General features: G+C 38.1%; 18 protein-coding genes and 1 tRNA gene. All 19 read right to left on the reverse strand.

The genetic code is table 11. From position 1 onward, the window contains the following. Positions 1–45: 45 nt before the first annotated feature. Positions 46–432, reverse strand: a complete 387-nt coding sequence (locus NH286_RS03195; RefSeq protein ID WP_265236785.1) for a phage tail assembly chaperone — start codon at positions 430–432, stop codon at positions 46–48. A gap of 8 nt (positions 433–440) precedes the next feature. After that, positions 441–887, reverse strand: a complete 447-nt coding sequence (locus tag NH286_RS03200; protein WP_265236788.1) for a phage tail tube protein — start codon at positions 885–887, stop codon at positions 441–443. A 10-nt stretch (positions 888–897) separates the two neighbouring features. Beyond that, positions 898–1,980, reverse strand: a complete 1,083-nt coding sequence (locus NH286_RS03205; protein ID WP_265236790.1) for a phage tail sheath C-terminal domain-containing protein — start codon at positions 1,978–1,980, stop codon at positions 898–900. Beyond that, a complete protein-coding gene (locus NH286_RS03210; RefSeq protein WP_265236792.1) occupies positions 1,981–2,640 on the reverse strand; it encodes a phage tail terminator family protein in 660 nt (219 codons plus the stop codon). It lies immediately after the preceding gene. Beyond that, positions 2,640–3,059 carry an HK97 gp10 family phage protein gene (locus NH286_RS03215; protein ID WP_265236794.1) on the reverse strand — a complete coding sequence of 140 codons (420 nt, stop codon included), beginning with the start codon at positions 3,057–3,059 and terminating at the stop codon, positions 2,640–2,642. The genes NH286_RS03210 and NH286_RS03215 overlap by 1 nt, the downstream gene beginning before the upstream one ends. After that, a complete protein-coding gene (locus NH286_RS03220) occupies positions 3,059–3,424 on the reverse strand; it encodes a hypothetical protein (RefSeq protein ID WP_265236796.1) in 366 nt (121 codons plus the stop codon). Before NH286_RS03220 ends, NH286_RS03215 begins: the two co-directional genes overlap by 1 nt. Further along, complete coding sequence (locus NH286_RS03225; protein WP_265236798.1) at positions 3,421–3,822, reverse strand: hypothetical protein; 402 nt, start codon at positions 3,820–3,822, stop codon at positions 3,421–3,423. Before NH286_RS03225 ends, NH286_RS03220 begins: the two co-directional genes overlap by 4 nt. Before the next feature lie 9 nt (positions 3,823–3,831). After that, on the reverse strand, positions 3,832–4,026 hold the full coding sequence (locus NH286_RS03230; RefSeq protein WP_265236800.1) for a hypothetical protein: 195 nt from the start codon (positions 4,024–4,026) through the stop codon (positions 3,832–3,834). A gap of 11 nt (positions 4,027–4,037) precedes the next feature. After that, positions 4,038–4,901: a capsid protein gene (locus NH286_RS03235; protein WP_265236801.1), complete on the reverse strand. Its 864-nt coding sequence runs from the start codon at positions 4,899–4,901 to the stop codon at positions 4,038–4,040. Between the two features lie 12 nt (positions 4,902–4,913). Then, the gene (locus NH286_RS03240; protein WP_265236803.1) at positions 4,914–5,492 is read right to left on the reverse strand and encodes a capsid assembly scaffolding protein Gp46 family protein; all 579 of its coding nucleotides are present in this window, start codon (positions 5,490–5,492) and stop codon (positions 4,914–4,916) included. A gap of 98 nt (positions 5,493–5,590) precedes the next feature. Further along, entirely contained in the window at positions 5,591–6,901 is a 1,311-nt protein-coding gene (locus NH286_RS03245; protein WP_265236805.1) for a DNA cytosine methyltransferase, read from the reverse strand. Between the two features lie 27 nt (positions 6,902–6,928). After that, a tRNA-Ser gene (locus NH286_RS03250) sits at positions 6,929–7,017 on the reverse strand. 40 nt (positions 7,018–7,057) lie between these two features. Beyond that, positions 7,058–8,104 (reverse strand): minor capsid protein, encoded by a 1,047-nt coding sequence (locus NH286_RS03255; protein WP_265236807.1) that lies wholly within the window; start codon positions 8,102–8,104, stop codon positions 7,058–7,060. Beyond that, positions 8,070–9,434, reverse strand: coding sequence for a phage portal protein (locus NH286_RS03260; protein WP_265236809.1), 1,365 nt, complete (start codon positions 9,432–9,434; stop codon positions 8,070–8,072). Before NH286_RS03260 ends, NH286_RS03255 begins: the two co-directional genes overlap by 35 nt. 2 nt (positions 9,435–9,436) lie before the next feature. Then, positions 9,437–10,711, reverse strand: coding sequence for a PBSX family phage terminase large subunit (locus NH286_RS03265; protein ID WP_265236811.1), 1,275 nt, complete (start codon positions 10,709–10,711; stop codon positions 9,437–9,439). Then, positions 10,698–11,141 carry a helix-turn-helix domain-containing protein gene (locus NH286_RS03270; protein ID WP_265236813.1) on the reverse strand — a complete coding sequence of 148 codons (444 nt, stop codon included), beginning with the start codon at positions 11,139–11,141 and terminating at the stop codon, positions 10,698–10,700. The genes NH286_RS03265 and NH286_RS03270 overlap by 14 nt, the downstream gene beginning before the upstream one ends. Positions 11,142–11,149: 8 nt before the next feature. Continuing rightward, positions 11,150–11,935 carry an S-adenosylmethionine synthetase N-terminal domain-containing protein gene (locus tag NH286_RS03275; RefSeq protein ID WP_265236816.1) on the reverse strand — a complete coding sequence of 262 codons (786 nt, stop codon included), beginning with the start codon at positions 11,933–11,935 and terminating at the stop codon, positions 11,150–11,152. After that, entirely contained in the window at positions 11,936–12,856 is a 921-nt protein-coding gene (locus NH286_RS03280) for a DNA-methyltransferase (protein WP_265236817.1), read from the reverse strand. Continuing rightward, the gene (locus NH286_RS03285; protein ID WP_265236819.1) at positions 12,853–13,206 is read right to left on the reverse strand and encodes a ParB N-terminal domain-containing protein; all 354 of its coding nucleotides are present in this window, start codon (positions 13,204–13,206) and stop codon (positions 12,853–12,855) included. Before NH286_RS03285 ends, NH286_RS03280 begins: the two co-directional genes overlap by 4 nt. Positions 13,207–13,307 lie beyond the last annotated feature (101 nt).

Below are 13,307 nucleotides of genomic sequence, written 5' to 3' on the forward strand. Positions count from 1 at the left end.
CAATCATGTAAGCTACATAATTAAGCTCAGAATCTCCAGCCAATATTAGTTTTTTACTTCTTCAACCACCTTAAGGGCTTCTTTGTCAAAACCTGCCTTTTCTACTAGGATTGTAGCTATAGAAGACACCTCACCAACAAGCATAAGCTTATCAATTAGGTCAACCGCTGCCTTAACTTCAAAGCCTTTCATCAACTCCTCATCATCAAGCTTAGGATCAAGACAACAAGCGTAGATTAAATACTTGTTTTGCTCATAACCAGGATTATCCCTATTTTTGCCATAAGCTTGGGCATCTTCATAGTCAGCTATACTTGGTAGCCTAAAAGTAAAGGTGCCAATATCTGGCACCTCAATTTCAATCTTTTTATTCTTCTTATCCTCGATAATATTTTTCTTAGCAAGTAACTCTTTTGCACTTAACTTAGCCATAAATCCTCCTAGTATACACCTTCAGCAATATCAACATCATTTGGAGTAAATCCAAAGTCATAAGTTTTTTCTACAACCTCGCCCTTGGTGAAATTTGTCACAGGTAAGTTATTAACCCAGCAATTTCCGATATTAACACGTTCTTTTTGACCGCCTACTGCGTCAGGGTCTGAGAGAGCACTTGATAATAAAAATCTAGGGTCTCTGCCCGCTTTTAAAACATCAAGATACTTCTTAACACCCCTAGTATAAACGTGTTTAATGGTAATACTACCAGTACCAGCAAGTCCGTTAGCCTTGCTATCCAGGTTATTGTTAACATAAACATCGCTTCTTTGTATCTCAATATTAGCCTCTACACCTTCGCACTCAAAGATAAGCTCCCCATCTATATGAAGAGTACCCCAAGTACCAGAAAGTCTTCTAAATCCTTTATTTTGACTTAATTCTGCCATCTAATCCTCCTTATTCATTCCAGAAGTTTATATATAGGTCTTCCATAGCATCGATAAGAGAAACATTGCCCTCAAGAAAAACCTTAGAACCAGTATTAAACTCTTTGATTTGCTGGGTAGTCATATAATCCACCTCAGCCCCTCTTTCGGTAGCATATTTAAGGTTGGCATTGATATTTATATCCACCTTATTCCTATCGTTGTTTTCAAGGACGCTTCCCTTTAGTTCAGAAAAATAAACCCTATTGATCATAGCAATAAATTGCTGCTTATTATCATAAGTATTAGGGACCTTACCGACATAGTACTTATCAAAAGTATCTCTAATGTCATCCTTAATAAAGTGCATAGCTTCAACAATTTTTATCTTCTTAAAGTCATCACCCTTCTTATCCCCTCCATCAGTAAGGGAGTTTACAGCCCTGGCCACCTTGTAATTCTCACCATCATAGGTTAAGAAAAGCTTGCCTTGATCAACCGCTGCATCTTGATTATCAATAAAATCAAGACTAGCTTCACTAATCTTAGGCCACTTAAAATAGGTTAGGGACCTATTTAAAGGTAGGCCTGCAAGCTGACTAGCAACAAGAGCGGTAAACTCCTGACCAGTATAGTTAACCCCATCATAGGTGATAGACGAAGTCGCCCAATTTATAAGGGTTTCGTGATTAGCATTTACTAAATTAAATCCTACAAATTTAATAGTTTTATCACTATTTATAGCAACCTTATCATGCCAACCCATAACCTTCTTAACATCCTCAGCCTCTAGGTTAGGAGCAGCATAATAATTAAACTTAACAAGCTCATACTTCTTAAGAACCACATCAAGAGGATTTTTCTCGCCAACCACTTCGATAAGCATCTTGTTAGGAGTCCCCTCAAAGGCTAGCCTTATAAGCTCAGCATTCTTCTTGCTAAATTGTATAGTCTCTTTCATGTCCAAAATAGTACTAAATTTATATGAACCTTGTTCATTTTCATTTTCGCCCTTAAGAAGTAAAAGTACTATTCCCCTCTCACTTCTCTGGATAGCAGATAGGCCTTGAGATTCAAACACTATCTTAATTTCAGGCATTCCAATTTTAGCCATTTATACCTCCAAAATTTCATAATTTAATTTCAAACTTTGCATTAGTTTGATTTTTTCTTCTTCGTAATCTTTCTTTTTGTCTTCGCTCTTAAATTCGATATCCTTAGCAAAATCTTTTTTATCAGCAGGCCTTATGCTTGCATTAGTTTTAGGCTCTTCATCAGTCTTGCCATCAGAACCATCAGGCTTCTTACTTATAGGCTTTTCATAGTCCTTGTTATAAGCCTTCATCTGGCCATCATCAGCCAAGTGGTAAGCCTCTAACTCATCAGCAAAATCAAATCGAACCAAAAAATGTAGGTCTTGATCAACCAGCTTATACTCAGGCGGCTTCATACAGTGCAAATGTCTTTTTTCAACCATTGCTCCGTCCTTGCCATAGGCTCTAACCGATAAGCCCAAAGAAAAAGCACTCATCAGCTTATCCGCAACCTTGAGTGCTTCTTCGATAGTATTATCTTTAGCAAAGTAAATAATATCTAAATCTATGGACTTGTTAATAATAAATCGTGACTGAGGGCTCGTAGAAAAAGTTATAAGCTCTACACTCATAAGAGGCCTATCAAGCTTGTTAATCCTCTCCTTGTAGGTCTTAATATTCTTAAAACTTGCTTTTATAGTATCATTGACCGCTACAAAAACATCTGTAAGCTTTATCATCAGTTACCCACCGCCTTTTCAACTTCTCTTTTAACCGCAGGCCCTAAAGTTCCTTCAAGCCTTCTAGTTCCATCCCTTAACATGTAGTGACCAGGGACATAGTCAGCCTTAAGCCTCTTACCTATAGCGGGGACAAAGCGACCAGGCTCTTGGCGGTGTCCGTACTCAACATGTTCCGCATACTCAAGGTTATTTGATAGGTCCATTTCAAACTTAAGTCCCTTTTTATCAGGACCAGTAAGAGTCCAGGACCTCCTCAAGTCTCCAGTGTCTACAGGAGTATTAGCCCTGACATCATCTCGCCAGTCTATACCTTCATCGCTCATAGCAGATATAACCGCCTCGTCAATCCTAGGACTTAAATTAATGACTCTATCAAGCAAATCATCAAGACCCTTAGTATCAATCTTAATAGTCATCAAGCATCATCCTTCCTGATAAGAGGAGTCTCCCTGTGGGACTGATAAATAGCCCCTTCACCTGCCCTAAATTCATAAGGATTGCCAAGTACATCAGCTATTATCCAGTCGCCAGGCTCAATAGTGATTTCAGGCCTGGTAAAAAGTGTAGCTATATACATAATAGGCTGGGTAGTGTCAGTAATATCAGAGGTGGACCCCTGATTAAAACTCACCGCACACTCAATATCCTTATAAACTTCCTCAAAGACAAAGGAATCAAAGCCCAGCTCATCCTTAGATGGGACAGGCCTTTTAACCGTGCAGGTATGATAGTAAGTCGCAGCCAAGATATCAGCCTCACCCTTAAAAATAGGCTTAGTCATAATAGCCCGACCTTCCTATACTGCCTAATCCTAGCCTTATAGTCGTTTATAAAGCCCGCTGGATCAAGGGCAAGGTTAGAAGGCGACCCATATTCAGTTACCTTAGCATTATCTCCATATGATATGGTAGTATCACCCCTAGTTACTGAAGAAATCTTCCTAGAATCAGGATTGTTAGCCGCATCTAAAGCTTTTTGCTTATAATAATTAGCCTTGGTATACTCAGCTACCATCTGAATAACTATAAGCATAAGACCAGTCGGGAAGTCCCAGCGGTTACAATAAGCAAGGACCTGACTTTCTATAAGGTCAAAATTAAAGCTTAAAATCTCATCGCTTGTAGCTTCATTGACCTCCTTATCCATCAAAAACCTTGCTTTTTCAATCTTTTTCTCCATTACAACCTCCTATTTTGCAGAGGTCTTTTTATCCTCTTTTTTAGCCGCTGCCTTTGCAGGTGCCTCTTCTATTTCTACGACAAAGCCAGGGACAAGCTCATTAAGTTCATCAAACCTAGCCTTGGATACTTCAAATTCATCTCCTACACTCCTGTAGGTATCTTCTTTTAAATCATAAAAACATCTTGTAGTCTTAACTAACATTTAATCACTCCTTATCCAGCAATTTGTGCCTTGATTATAGCTACCTTATTGTCTTCTGGTACATAGTTTGCTAATTGACCAGCACCTTGGATAGCTACACCATTGTAATCAGCAGAATCTATAGTCCTATAAGTATCGATACCTAGACCAACAACCCCGATATTATCAGGTACAAAGATTGAGGTAGTATTCTTTTGGAAATACTCTTCTGGTAATTCTCTTAGGACAAAGCCTTTGAATTTATATAATATTTGTTCATCCACATTAGCAGAAGAATTCTTCGCAGTAGTGGCAAGTTTTGAATTAATTAAGATGTCGTAAACATCTGGAGTAACATAAGCATTCCAAGTCCTAGACTTAGATACTTTCTTATTTATAAAAGTCTTTCTAGACTCAAAGAAAAGCTTAATAAGGGCTTCCTCAGTAAGGGCCACTTGTTTAGTTTCTCCAGCGTTGGTATCAAGGATCTTGCTCATGTATTGGTTTAGGTATTCAACCCATTTTTCAGCGTGTAGGGCAGCCCTTTCAGCTAGTACTTGGGCTGGTATATCATTAACAGTAAACCTATCCAGACCCTCGTGGATTGCTATAGGCTCATCGTATTTTACAGCCTTGTCAATAGACTTAATTTCTTGTCTTGGTCCAAACCTATTAGAATTGCCAGTACCAGTACCAAAGGCCACGTTTTCGCCCTTGTCATACTTATTAATTACAACATTTGTTGGTGATATTTTTAAATGTAGAAAGTCCTTGTCATATTCAGCACCTTCTGCCACTTGTAAGCCACCACCAAAGGTATTAAAAAAGTGTTGTTTTGTTTCAAATATTTTCTCAATAACTTGTTTATATTTCTTTGAATAAATTTTCATTGCCATAATAAAAAACTCCTATCTTATTTTTTCAGCCGCAGTAAGCCATGGATCAGCAGGCTCTTTACTATCTCCAGTTCTTGGAGGGTCTGATTGATAAATTTCTTTCTTAACCCTCTCCAGGTCTTCCTCATAGGTCTTTTTAAAGTCCTCAATGTTAGCCTTGGTAGTCTCGATGTCTCCTTGCATCAAAAACTTTCCAAACTTTTGGGGAATCTTCTTTTCTTCAAGTACCTTAGAAGTCTCATTTTCAAGCTTCATAAGCCTAATTTCTTCCTGGGCCTCTGCCAGTTTCTTCTGTGTTTCAGCTCTTTCTTCCTCAGCGAGTTCCTCAGCACTCATCTTAGCCCTAGCCGCTTCCTTAGCCTTTTCAGCCTTGACAATCTCATTGACCTTATCCTTGCTAAGCATGCCCTTAGTAGCTTCCTTGACTGCCTTATTAACCGCTTCTTGTAACTCTTCTTCGCTATAAGAGATAATATTTTCACTATCCTTGCCCTCGTCTTGCTTAGTGGTATCAGCTTCCTTAGCCTCAGCCTCATCAGCACCCTCAGCAAATCTCTGCAAATTAATATCTCTAATAAATAAATCTTTCATTCCTACCCCCGTTTAAGGTCCGTATGACCATATATTTCCACACTTCTTTAACGTCGAGTGAGTCAAAGACAATAAAAAATCGCACGATTTCCGCACGATTAATTTTTATTAAACAACTGCATAAAAATAGCAGCTAATACATCTACTACGATTGCATTACCTGCCTGCTTATATAACTGACTATCGCTATTTACTTTTCTAGCCTTGTAAAAATCTTTATCTTCTATTCCCATGAGTCGCCAAAACTCTAATGGTGTTAGCTTTCTGATCCTAAAATCATCTGTAACCACTCCCCTATCATTATTACAAGTTAAGGTCTGACTACAATCTTTTTGCACCCTACCCCTACGATTGTTGCAAGTAGGATTAATAAGGTCTATACCGTCACCTTGGTGGGCTTCTAGGTAACCTTTCTTGGTTCCGTTTTTAATTGGTATGGTTTTGTTAGTATCGCTTGTAACTAGATAGTTGTCTTTTTCAACTGTTGTTAAGGTATTAGTGATCCCATTTTTATTAAATTCTAATTGCTGTACATACTTTTCGTCTTTTTTTCTGCCCCTACTTGCTGCAATAGCTGGTAAGTCTATGCTTATACAAGGTTGCCTTCCTCCACCTTGACAAGTGTTTAAGGTAGGACTTAATCCCTCTTTGTCAAACACTCTATATCTTTCTGGATTATCTCTTTTATCATTGTTAAGCTTATAAGTTTGTATAAGTTCCGTTTCTACGGTTGAAGAATCAAAAACTGTTTTACCCTTAACACCCCAATTTCTTACAATTCCTACAAGTTGTTTTACTCGATCATTGCTTAAATAATATTTTTCATCTACATTGTGTTCTAATACATCTTTAAGTCTGGTTTCTAATACTTGTTTTTCTGGAAATTCAAATCCTTGTTTATCATCTAGTATAGATATACAAAATACCCTTTCTCGATTTTGTGGTACTCCATAATCTTTTGCATCTAATACCTTTGAATAATTCGCATAACCTAAAGAAGTGAGTGTATCAAGCCATTTCTGATACCCTCCCTCATTTTTCTTAAAGGTTAGGGCCTTTACATTTTCCATAAGTAAATATTTAGGTCTTTTTTCCTCGATTATTCTTTCACATTCCCAAAGTAGGCTACTTCTTGTGCCGCTTTCTTTGTCAAACCCTTTTTGTTTTCCTGCCATAGAAATATCCTGGCAAGGAAAAGAATAGGTAAACAAGTCAAAATCTGGTAAGTCTTTAGGGTCTATCTTGCTAATATCACCATAATTATTTACTTGTCCGTGTATAGCCTCGTATGAGTCAATAGCAAATTTATCTATTTCACAAATTCCTACCACCTCATGGTCTATGCCCGCTCTTTCAAGTCCCATTCTTTGCGTGCCTATACCTGCAAAGCTTTCAAAAACTCTTAACATAGACTAATTCTCCTTATTTCATTTATCTGGCGGCAAGAGAGGGACTCGAACCCTCGCACCTTTTAAGGCCTAGCTAGTTAGCAACCAGCACCCTTCACCAACTTGGGTATCTTGCCAAACAAAAAAGACGGCTTTCACACCGTCTCAATTACTTATTTATTTTTTTCTTTCTATCCATTCTCGCCATTCCTTATATTTTAAACCTAAAGGAACCTTGATATTCCTACCGTCTTTATCTTTAGCCATCCTAGTCCTATCTCCATAATCTTCCCTGTATTTTATAGTCGTAGTCCTACAATTAGGATGGAAAGGCGGGTAATTGATACCTACCTGGATTTTATCAACTGGATAATGTTGGCCATCTTTTTCTTGGCAAATAGAAGATGTTCTGTTGTCTAAAGTCGCCAAAAGCTCATATTCCTCGACCCCTAATTTCCCATAGGTCAAAACATCAGCCTGACCCTTAACATAAGCAGTTTCTGTTCTGATAAGCCTCTTGGCATTAGAGTAGTATTGCTGGCCATAGACCTTGGCAAAGTCCCTGGATAAGTTTTCAATCGACCTACCAGCAATGATATTCTTAGCCACCATAACCTGGGCCCTCTTTGCTATAAAATAAGAGCTATTCCAAATATTTTGAGAATAATTAGCCCCTGACCAAGGCAGCTCAAGCACTTTTTTAACCTGATTTCTAGAAATACCGACCTTGTGCCTATCCATAAGCTTTAATACTTCAGGATTTTTGTCTTTATACTCATCATAGACATTTTTATAATAGCTATCCTCAATGGAATCAGACAAAAAAGACCCGATAACCTCTTCCTCCTTGCTAGCAATAATAGCCGACTGGGCCAATATTTCAGCCTGCAAGGCCTCTAATCGGTTAATTCTAGACCTCATAGCAAGGGTATTAAGTTCAAGCAAGAGGGCCTTATCCTCAGTCGCCTTAATCTGATTTAGGTATTCCTCCATAGTCATACGCCAGTCTCTAAATTCTTGACCTTTGATAAGTTCCTGGGCTTTTTTAGCCGATACCATATTATCGACCATAAATTGCCCGTAGAGGCTTTTTATAGACCTGTCTATATCTTTACTTGCCTTATCATAATATCGTCCCAATTTAAGGACCACAGAGTCAGCCTGACCTAATAGGTCTAATAGCCTATCCTCACTTCTCTTTTGCCAGTAGGTCTTCTTCTTCATCGTGACCTCCTAGGTTCTTATAAGCCTGCATAGACTTATCAAAATTTTTTTGATCTTCATCAGCTTTTTTCTCCATCTCATCAGCAGGGTTTTCTATAAAAGGCAGCAAAGATAACCTGGTCTCAGTCGATACATCTTGACTTAGGTTTTGGACAATCTGAGTAAGCTCAAGGATATTTTGAGGTAAAGAATCAGAAAATTGCATCTGGATTTGATTTCTAACAACCTCTTCATTATTAGCAATTTCCAAGCGTGCTGCAATTAAGGTCATCCTCTTAGTCAAGGACTCCCTAAAATACATCTCCTTAGTATTCCTTAATTCCTCAGCGGTAAGAAGCTTAAGCCTTAAAGATATACCAGGTAAATTAGTACCAAAAGACTCATCAGCAAAATCAGGTGTAAAGGAAAACTTGTGAATATCCTTATTAACTCTAAGTTTGAAATTCTCTACCCATGAATCGTTAACATCCTTAATAACCCACTTAGCATCTCCATCTGAGTCAAGCAAGAGAATTCTTTCTTCATTCATCTTCTTAACATCTTCCACATTAGTAGCCCCATAATTAACAAGGGCCAAGTAAGCATCGCTAAACTGGTCCATATCATTAAGGGTATTAGATTGCTCACGATTATAAGCATCAATCAAGGATATAACTTGCTCAAAGTCCCCTTGGAGCTCCTTATTATTTTTAAAATGAATCAAAGGCACCGCCTTAAATGGATGCGGTTGTTCTTTATCTTGTAATTCAAATTGACCGACATGGTTTTCATCTGAGTAGAAATAAACCTTAGAATCATCATATAGATAAGCATAAGTAATAATCTTGTTATTAAGTTCAGATGTAAAATACCTGACACCAAACTTAACCTTATCCTCGATGCTCATGTCATAGATTAAAAAAGCATTATCAGGCTCAATAGCCTTAAATCTGATATTACCATCAGTATCAATCCACAAAAGCTCATAGGCCTCACCCTTGATAGAACAGGTCTTGGCCAGAGTCAAATTCTCCTTGGCCTCGTTATTTCGGTTACATACTTCCTGGTATTGCTCCAAAAATTTATCGTCTTGGTCCTCATCAATGGCAGTAGCCACATACTTAACCGACTGACCCATAAAAAAGCCCGTATTAAAATCAGTAATATATTTAGGATAAGGATGGACCAATTTATTGTCTTTATCCTTATCAGCCGCCCCTTTCTCTAAAATTGAATGATTGCCTAAATAATAATCTTGTAACTTCTTGTATCTTTCAATCAGAGCAGAATGTTTCTTAATAAAGTCCACAACATCTTTTGGACTTAGTTTGTCTTTGTTAGTTCTAAACATAATTATAAGCCCAGAGCCTTCTTGCTCATAGACCTTACCTTCCTTTCTAGCATATCTTCGCTTAGTGCATACCTAGTAGCGTCAATTGTGTGATTGTCCTTATCTTCAAGCCTTGGAATTGTATCGCCCCACCTATCAGTCTGATAATCAATGTTCTCAAACTCCATCGCCGTGTTAGGACACCTCTTAGGATCAATAATAATAGCCTCCAAATCATCAAGCCATTTCTCCCCAAACTCCACCGAGCCAGGTTTCTTTTCAGCCCCAGCAATCTGGACGCCATAAGACTTAACCTCAGCAATCGACTTAGGTTCAGCAGAGTCAGCTATAATCCTAGTATCATCAAAGCCACGCTTTTTAATTAAATCAGCAGCCTCACGGTTAGAAATCTTAACTCCATATAATTCATCAAATATAAAAATCCTTCGCCTGGTCTTATCATAATGAATACGAACCATAGCCAAAGGATCAGTAGCATAGCCCCAGTCGAGGCCTTGTCTTATATTGTCAAAATTATCAATCTCTTCTCTTTTTATCTCCCTAAAGACTAAATTATCAAAAGGAACAACCCCAGAGCCAATAGCCTTACCCATATACTCCCATTCATATTTTAAAGGCTTTTTTTTCTTAACGTGTTCAGCCTCATCTTTAAAAGCTTGAGAAATATAAGGATTATCCAAATAAGTCGAATGATGAACATAAGTCAAATCGGAAACAAACTGACTCTCAAACTTCTTATTAACCCAGGATTGCTTACGCTTGGGAGGGTTGTAAGAGTAAAAAAGCTTATACGATAATCCCTCTGGTAATTCAGCCCTCAAGACCGAATTTTCAATCATAGAAACTTCTTCCTCAGTCTTAAACTCCGCCAACTCCTCAATCCATAGGGTAGCAACAGGGAACCTCGCCACCTTCAAAGACTTAATCTTAGCAGGGTCATCAGCCCCACGAAAGATAATAGAATTGCCACGAGGTAAATAAGTAATCTTTAAAGGGCTTTTACCAAAAGCAAAATAAGCCCCAACCCCAAGTACATCCACAGCCTCCTTAAGCTGCTCATAAACCGACTCAAAAAGGGTATTGCCAACCTTACGCACACAAAGGACAGAAATAGGATTATTGATAATATCCAGAATAATCTCCAAAGAAATCATAAAAGACTTACCAGACCCACGGCCACCTTTTAAAACATATCTTAAATACTCTTTATTCTTAATCTTTTTATGAAAATCAATAAAGCAAGGATTGAAAAGAGTCGAAAGCCTAGCTGATATCATCGATTATTTTTACTCCTTCGATTAAGTTAAGGTCAACCTCTTTAGCTTTTCTATCGAGCCAAACATCGGGCTTTCTATTCTTTAGCCAAAATATCTGGGCTGTGGTGTCGGGCATAACATGTCTAGTAATCGTGGTTTTTTCAACATATTTTTTACCATCAACCATCTTCTGAACGGTTTTCACCTCATCATAATCGTAACCTAGGGCCCTTTTTAGAAGTTTATTTTCAACCTCAATGTCGACTACTTCCTTCCCCTTTTTTAAGGCTGCCGAAATTGGCGGATACTTATCCCTCCAAACTCTTAAAGTAGAATAGGCAATCCCCATATTCTTAGAAATTTGCTCATCAGTAAGTCCATCCCTGGCCCAGGCCTCTATTTTTATTAAATTGTCTCCCTCTAGCCATTCTTGATACTTACCTCTAGCCAAATAATCACCTACCTAATCAGTCCCCACTCAGCGAACTTCTCAAATCCTCCGATGATTTCAATATAGTTTCTAGCAATACGGACTATCTCTTCATAAGGTCTACCGTCTATTATTTCATCTCCAATAGCACACGATAACTTCACTTCTTCCCCTGTTTCCTGTGCCTTTAAATGTGCATAGATATTAACTGATACATCCGCCTTGGATAAGTCTTTTCCGTGTAAACCTCCACCAGTCACACCATCTCCCATATCTGAGCCTAACTTTCTATTAGTGCAACCAGTATCAACATCGAGTCCGCCTGTCCAATCCCCTAAAGGATTAATAACTGCTCCCCTATACTTATCTTCTATTTCTTTACTATCAGCATTTGACTGGCAAATAATAAGCCTTCTTCCATCAAGGATGTACTTCCCATCTTCCCCGTATAGATCATAAATGTTTTTAGCTATTAAGGTTAGATGTTTTTGCTCATTAGTAACAGGGCTACCCTTAAAAATTCCATTGTCCCCACACCTAACTTTGCCATCTTGATTTTTAGCAAGGTGTTCATCTTGTCTAGCATGGATAATTTCCACATCATCAATCCCTGCTATCCTCTTAACTATTTTTTGTATATCTTCAAAATCAAAAAAACACGAAGATTCAATAATAATATTGCATACCCCGTGTCCAATTAAAACCTCTACTGCTATTTTAGGCTCTTCTTCAATTTTATATCCCAAATCCACTATTGCTCCTGCTATCCTATCAGCTATCTTGTCAGGATGCATCGGATTAACTTTTTCAAACATTTATATCTCCTCCTCTAATATTGCTTTATGCCCAGTAAATTCTTCCCACCTATTTATAATCGCCTCTGCATAAACAGGCTCAAATTCCATCAAATAGGCTTTTCTACCTGTTTGCTCGCAAGCTATCAAAGTGCTGCCGCTTCCACCAAATAAGTCCAAAACTCTTTCTCCTTTTCTTGAGGAATTGAGAATCGACTTAGCCATAAGTTTAATAGGCTTCATGGTTGGATGTAGCTCGCTTCTTTCAGGTTTATCTTCTCGAATAATTGTAGAGCCAGAATCGATGATATCTTCAAGAGTTTTTGCATAGTCTCTTAACTCATCATAATCCAACTGATTTATATTAGGTTTGTTGTCAATTACTGTTGTTTCTGTAAAATCTTGGCAATAGTAATGTCCAGCTCCTTCTTTCCATCCATACAAGCAAGGCTCATGCTTCCAGTTATAATCCTGTCTAGATAAGGTAGCCTGACTTTTTACCCAAATCAAAACTTGTCTTGCGGGCATATCGAGCTCGGTCAAAGCATAATGCCAAGGTGCACTTTTAGCATCTGCGTGCCAAAGATAATAAACCCCTCCTGGTTTCAATACTCTTTCTATTTGTTTACAAGCTAAATAAGCAAACTCTTTGAAATCATCATCTGATAGATTGTCATTTTCAATCTTGCCAGCTGCATTCTCATAATTAACATTATAAGGTGGATCCGTAACACATAGATCCATTTCTTGGTCTTGAGTTAACTTGTCTACATCTTCAGGCTTAGTGGAGTCGCCACACATAAGCCTATGGTCACCCAAAATCCATATCTGCCCTTTAGAAACTTTGCACTCTTCTCTATCTTCTAGGATGGATACATCTTCGACATCTTCGATAATTTCCTCAGCCAATTCTTCAAGCTCATCGAAACCAAACTGAGTCATATCAATGCCTTCCACCCCCCTAATTCATTTTCAAGGGCTTCGAGGTCCCACTGTGCAAGCTCTCCGACCTTATTATCAGCAAGCCTAAAAGCTTTGACTTCATTATCAGTTAAATCGTCAGCTACAATCACAGGGACTTTGTCCATATCTAGTTTTTTAGCTGCAAGCAACCTGGTGTGACCAGTTACAATCTCGTTTTGGCTATCTACAACTATAGGCACCTTAAATCCAAAATTCTTAATCGAACTAGCCACCGCATCTACTGCATTTGCATTATCCCTAGGGTTATTTACATAAGGTATAAGCTCTTCAACACTCTTATAGACTATATTAATCTCTTTTTTATCCATAAATCCTCCTTTTCTTTAAGCCTATCAGCCAGACCATCCACCAAAAACATTTAGCATTTGAAAACACAAAGAGAAACCACTCTCTATAAAGTGGGGAAAGA

This window comes from Anaerococcus sp. NML200574 (genome assembly GCF_026131665.1).
Lineage (GTDB): Bacteria > Bacillota > Clostridia > Tissierellales > Peptoniphilaceae > Anaerococcus > Anaerococcus kampingae.

What these genes read in the sequence shown, in the direction of transcription:
- NH286_RS03195 (WP_265236785.1), bottom strand. Translation starts at nt 432, where the DNA reads ATGGCTAAGTTAAGTGCAAAAGAGTTACTTGCTAAGAAAAATATTATC.
- NH286_RS03200 (WP_265236788.1), bottom strand. Translation starts at nt 887, where the DNA reads ATGGCAGAATTAAGTCAAAATAAAGGATTTAGAAGACTTTCTGGTACT.
- NH286_RS03205 (WP_265236790.1), bottom strand. Translation starts at nt 1,980, where the DNA reads ATGGCTAAAATTGGAATGCCTGAAATTAAGATAGTGTTTGAATCTCAA.
- NH286_RS03210 (WP_265236792.1), bottom strand. Translation starts at nt 2,640, where the DNA reads ATGATAAAGCTTACAGATGTTTTTGTAGCGGTCAATGATACTATAAAA.
- NH286_RS03215 (WP_265236794.1), bottom strand. Translation starts at nt 3,059, where the DNA reads ATGACTATTAAGATTGATACTAAGGGTCTTGATGATTTGCTTGATAGA.
- NH286_RS03220 (WP_265236796.1), bottom strand. Translation starts at nt 3,424, where the DNA reads ATGACTAAGCCTATTTTTAAGGGTGAGGCTGATATCTTGGCTGCGACT.
- NH286_RS03225 (WP_265236798.1), bottom strand. Translation starts at nt 3,822, where the DNA reads ATGGAGAAAAAGATTGAAAAAGCAAGGTTTTTGATGGATAAGGAGGTC.
- NH286_RS03230 (WP_265236800.1), bottom strand. Translation starts at nt 4,026, where the DNA reads ATGTTAGTTAAGACTACAAGATGTTTTTATGATTTAAAAGAAGATACC.
- NH286_RS03235 (WP_265236801.1), bottom strand. Translation starts at nt 4,901, where the DNA reads ATGGCAATGAAAATTTATTCAAAGAAATATAAACAAGTTATTGAGAAA.
- NH286_RS03240 (WP_265236803.1), bottom strand. Translation starts at nt 5,492, where the DNA reads ATGAAAGATTTATTTATTAGAGATATTAATTTGCAGAGATTTGCTGAG.
- NH286_RS03245 (WP_265236805.1), bottom strand. Translation starts at nt 6,901, where the DNA reads ATGTTAAGAGTTTTTGAAAGCTTTGCAGGTATAGGCACGCAAAGAATG.
- NH286_RS03255 (WP_265236807.1), bottom strand. Translation starts at nt 8,104, where the DNA reads ATGAAGAAGAAGACCTACTGGCAAAAGAGAAGTGAGGATAGGCTATTA.
- NH286_RS03260 (WP_265236809.1), bottom strand. Translation starts at nt 9,434, where the DNA reads ATGTTTAGAACTAACAAAGACAAACTAAGTCCAAAAGATGTTGTGGAC.
- NH286_RS03265 (WP_265236811.1), bottom strand. Translation starts at nt 10,711, where the DNA reads ATGATATCAGCTAGGCTTTCGACTCTTTTCAATCCTTGCTTTATTGAT.
- NH286_RS03275 (WP_265236816.1), bottom strand. Translation starts at nt 11,935, where the DNA reads ATGTTTGAAAAAGTTAATCCGATGCATCCTGACAAGATAGCTGATAGG.
- NH286_RS03280 (WP_265236817.1), bottom strand. Translation starts at nt 12,856, where the DNA reads ATGACTCAGTTTGGTTTCGATGAGCTTGAAGAATTGGCTGAGGAAATT.
- NH286_RS03285 (WP_265236819.1), bottom strand. Translation starts at nt 13,206, where the DNA reads ATGGATAAAAAAGAGATTAATATAGTCTATAAGAGTGTTGAAGAGCTT.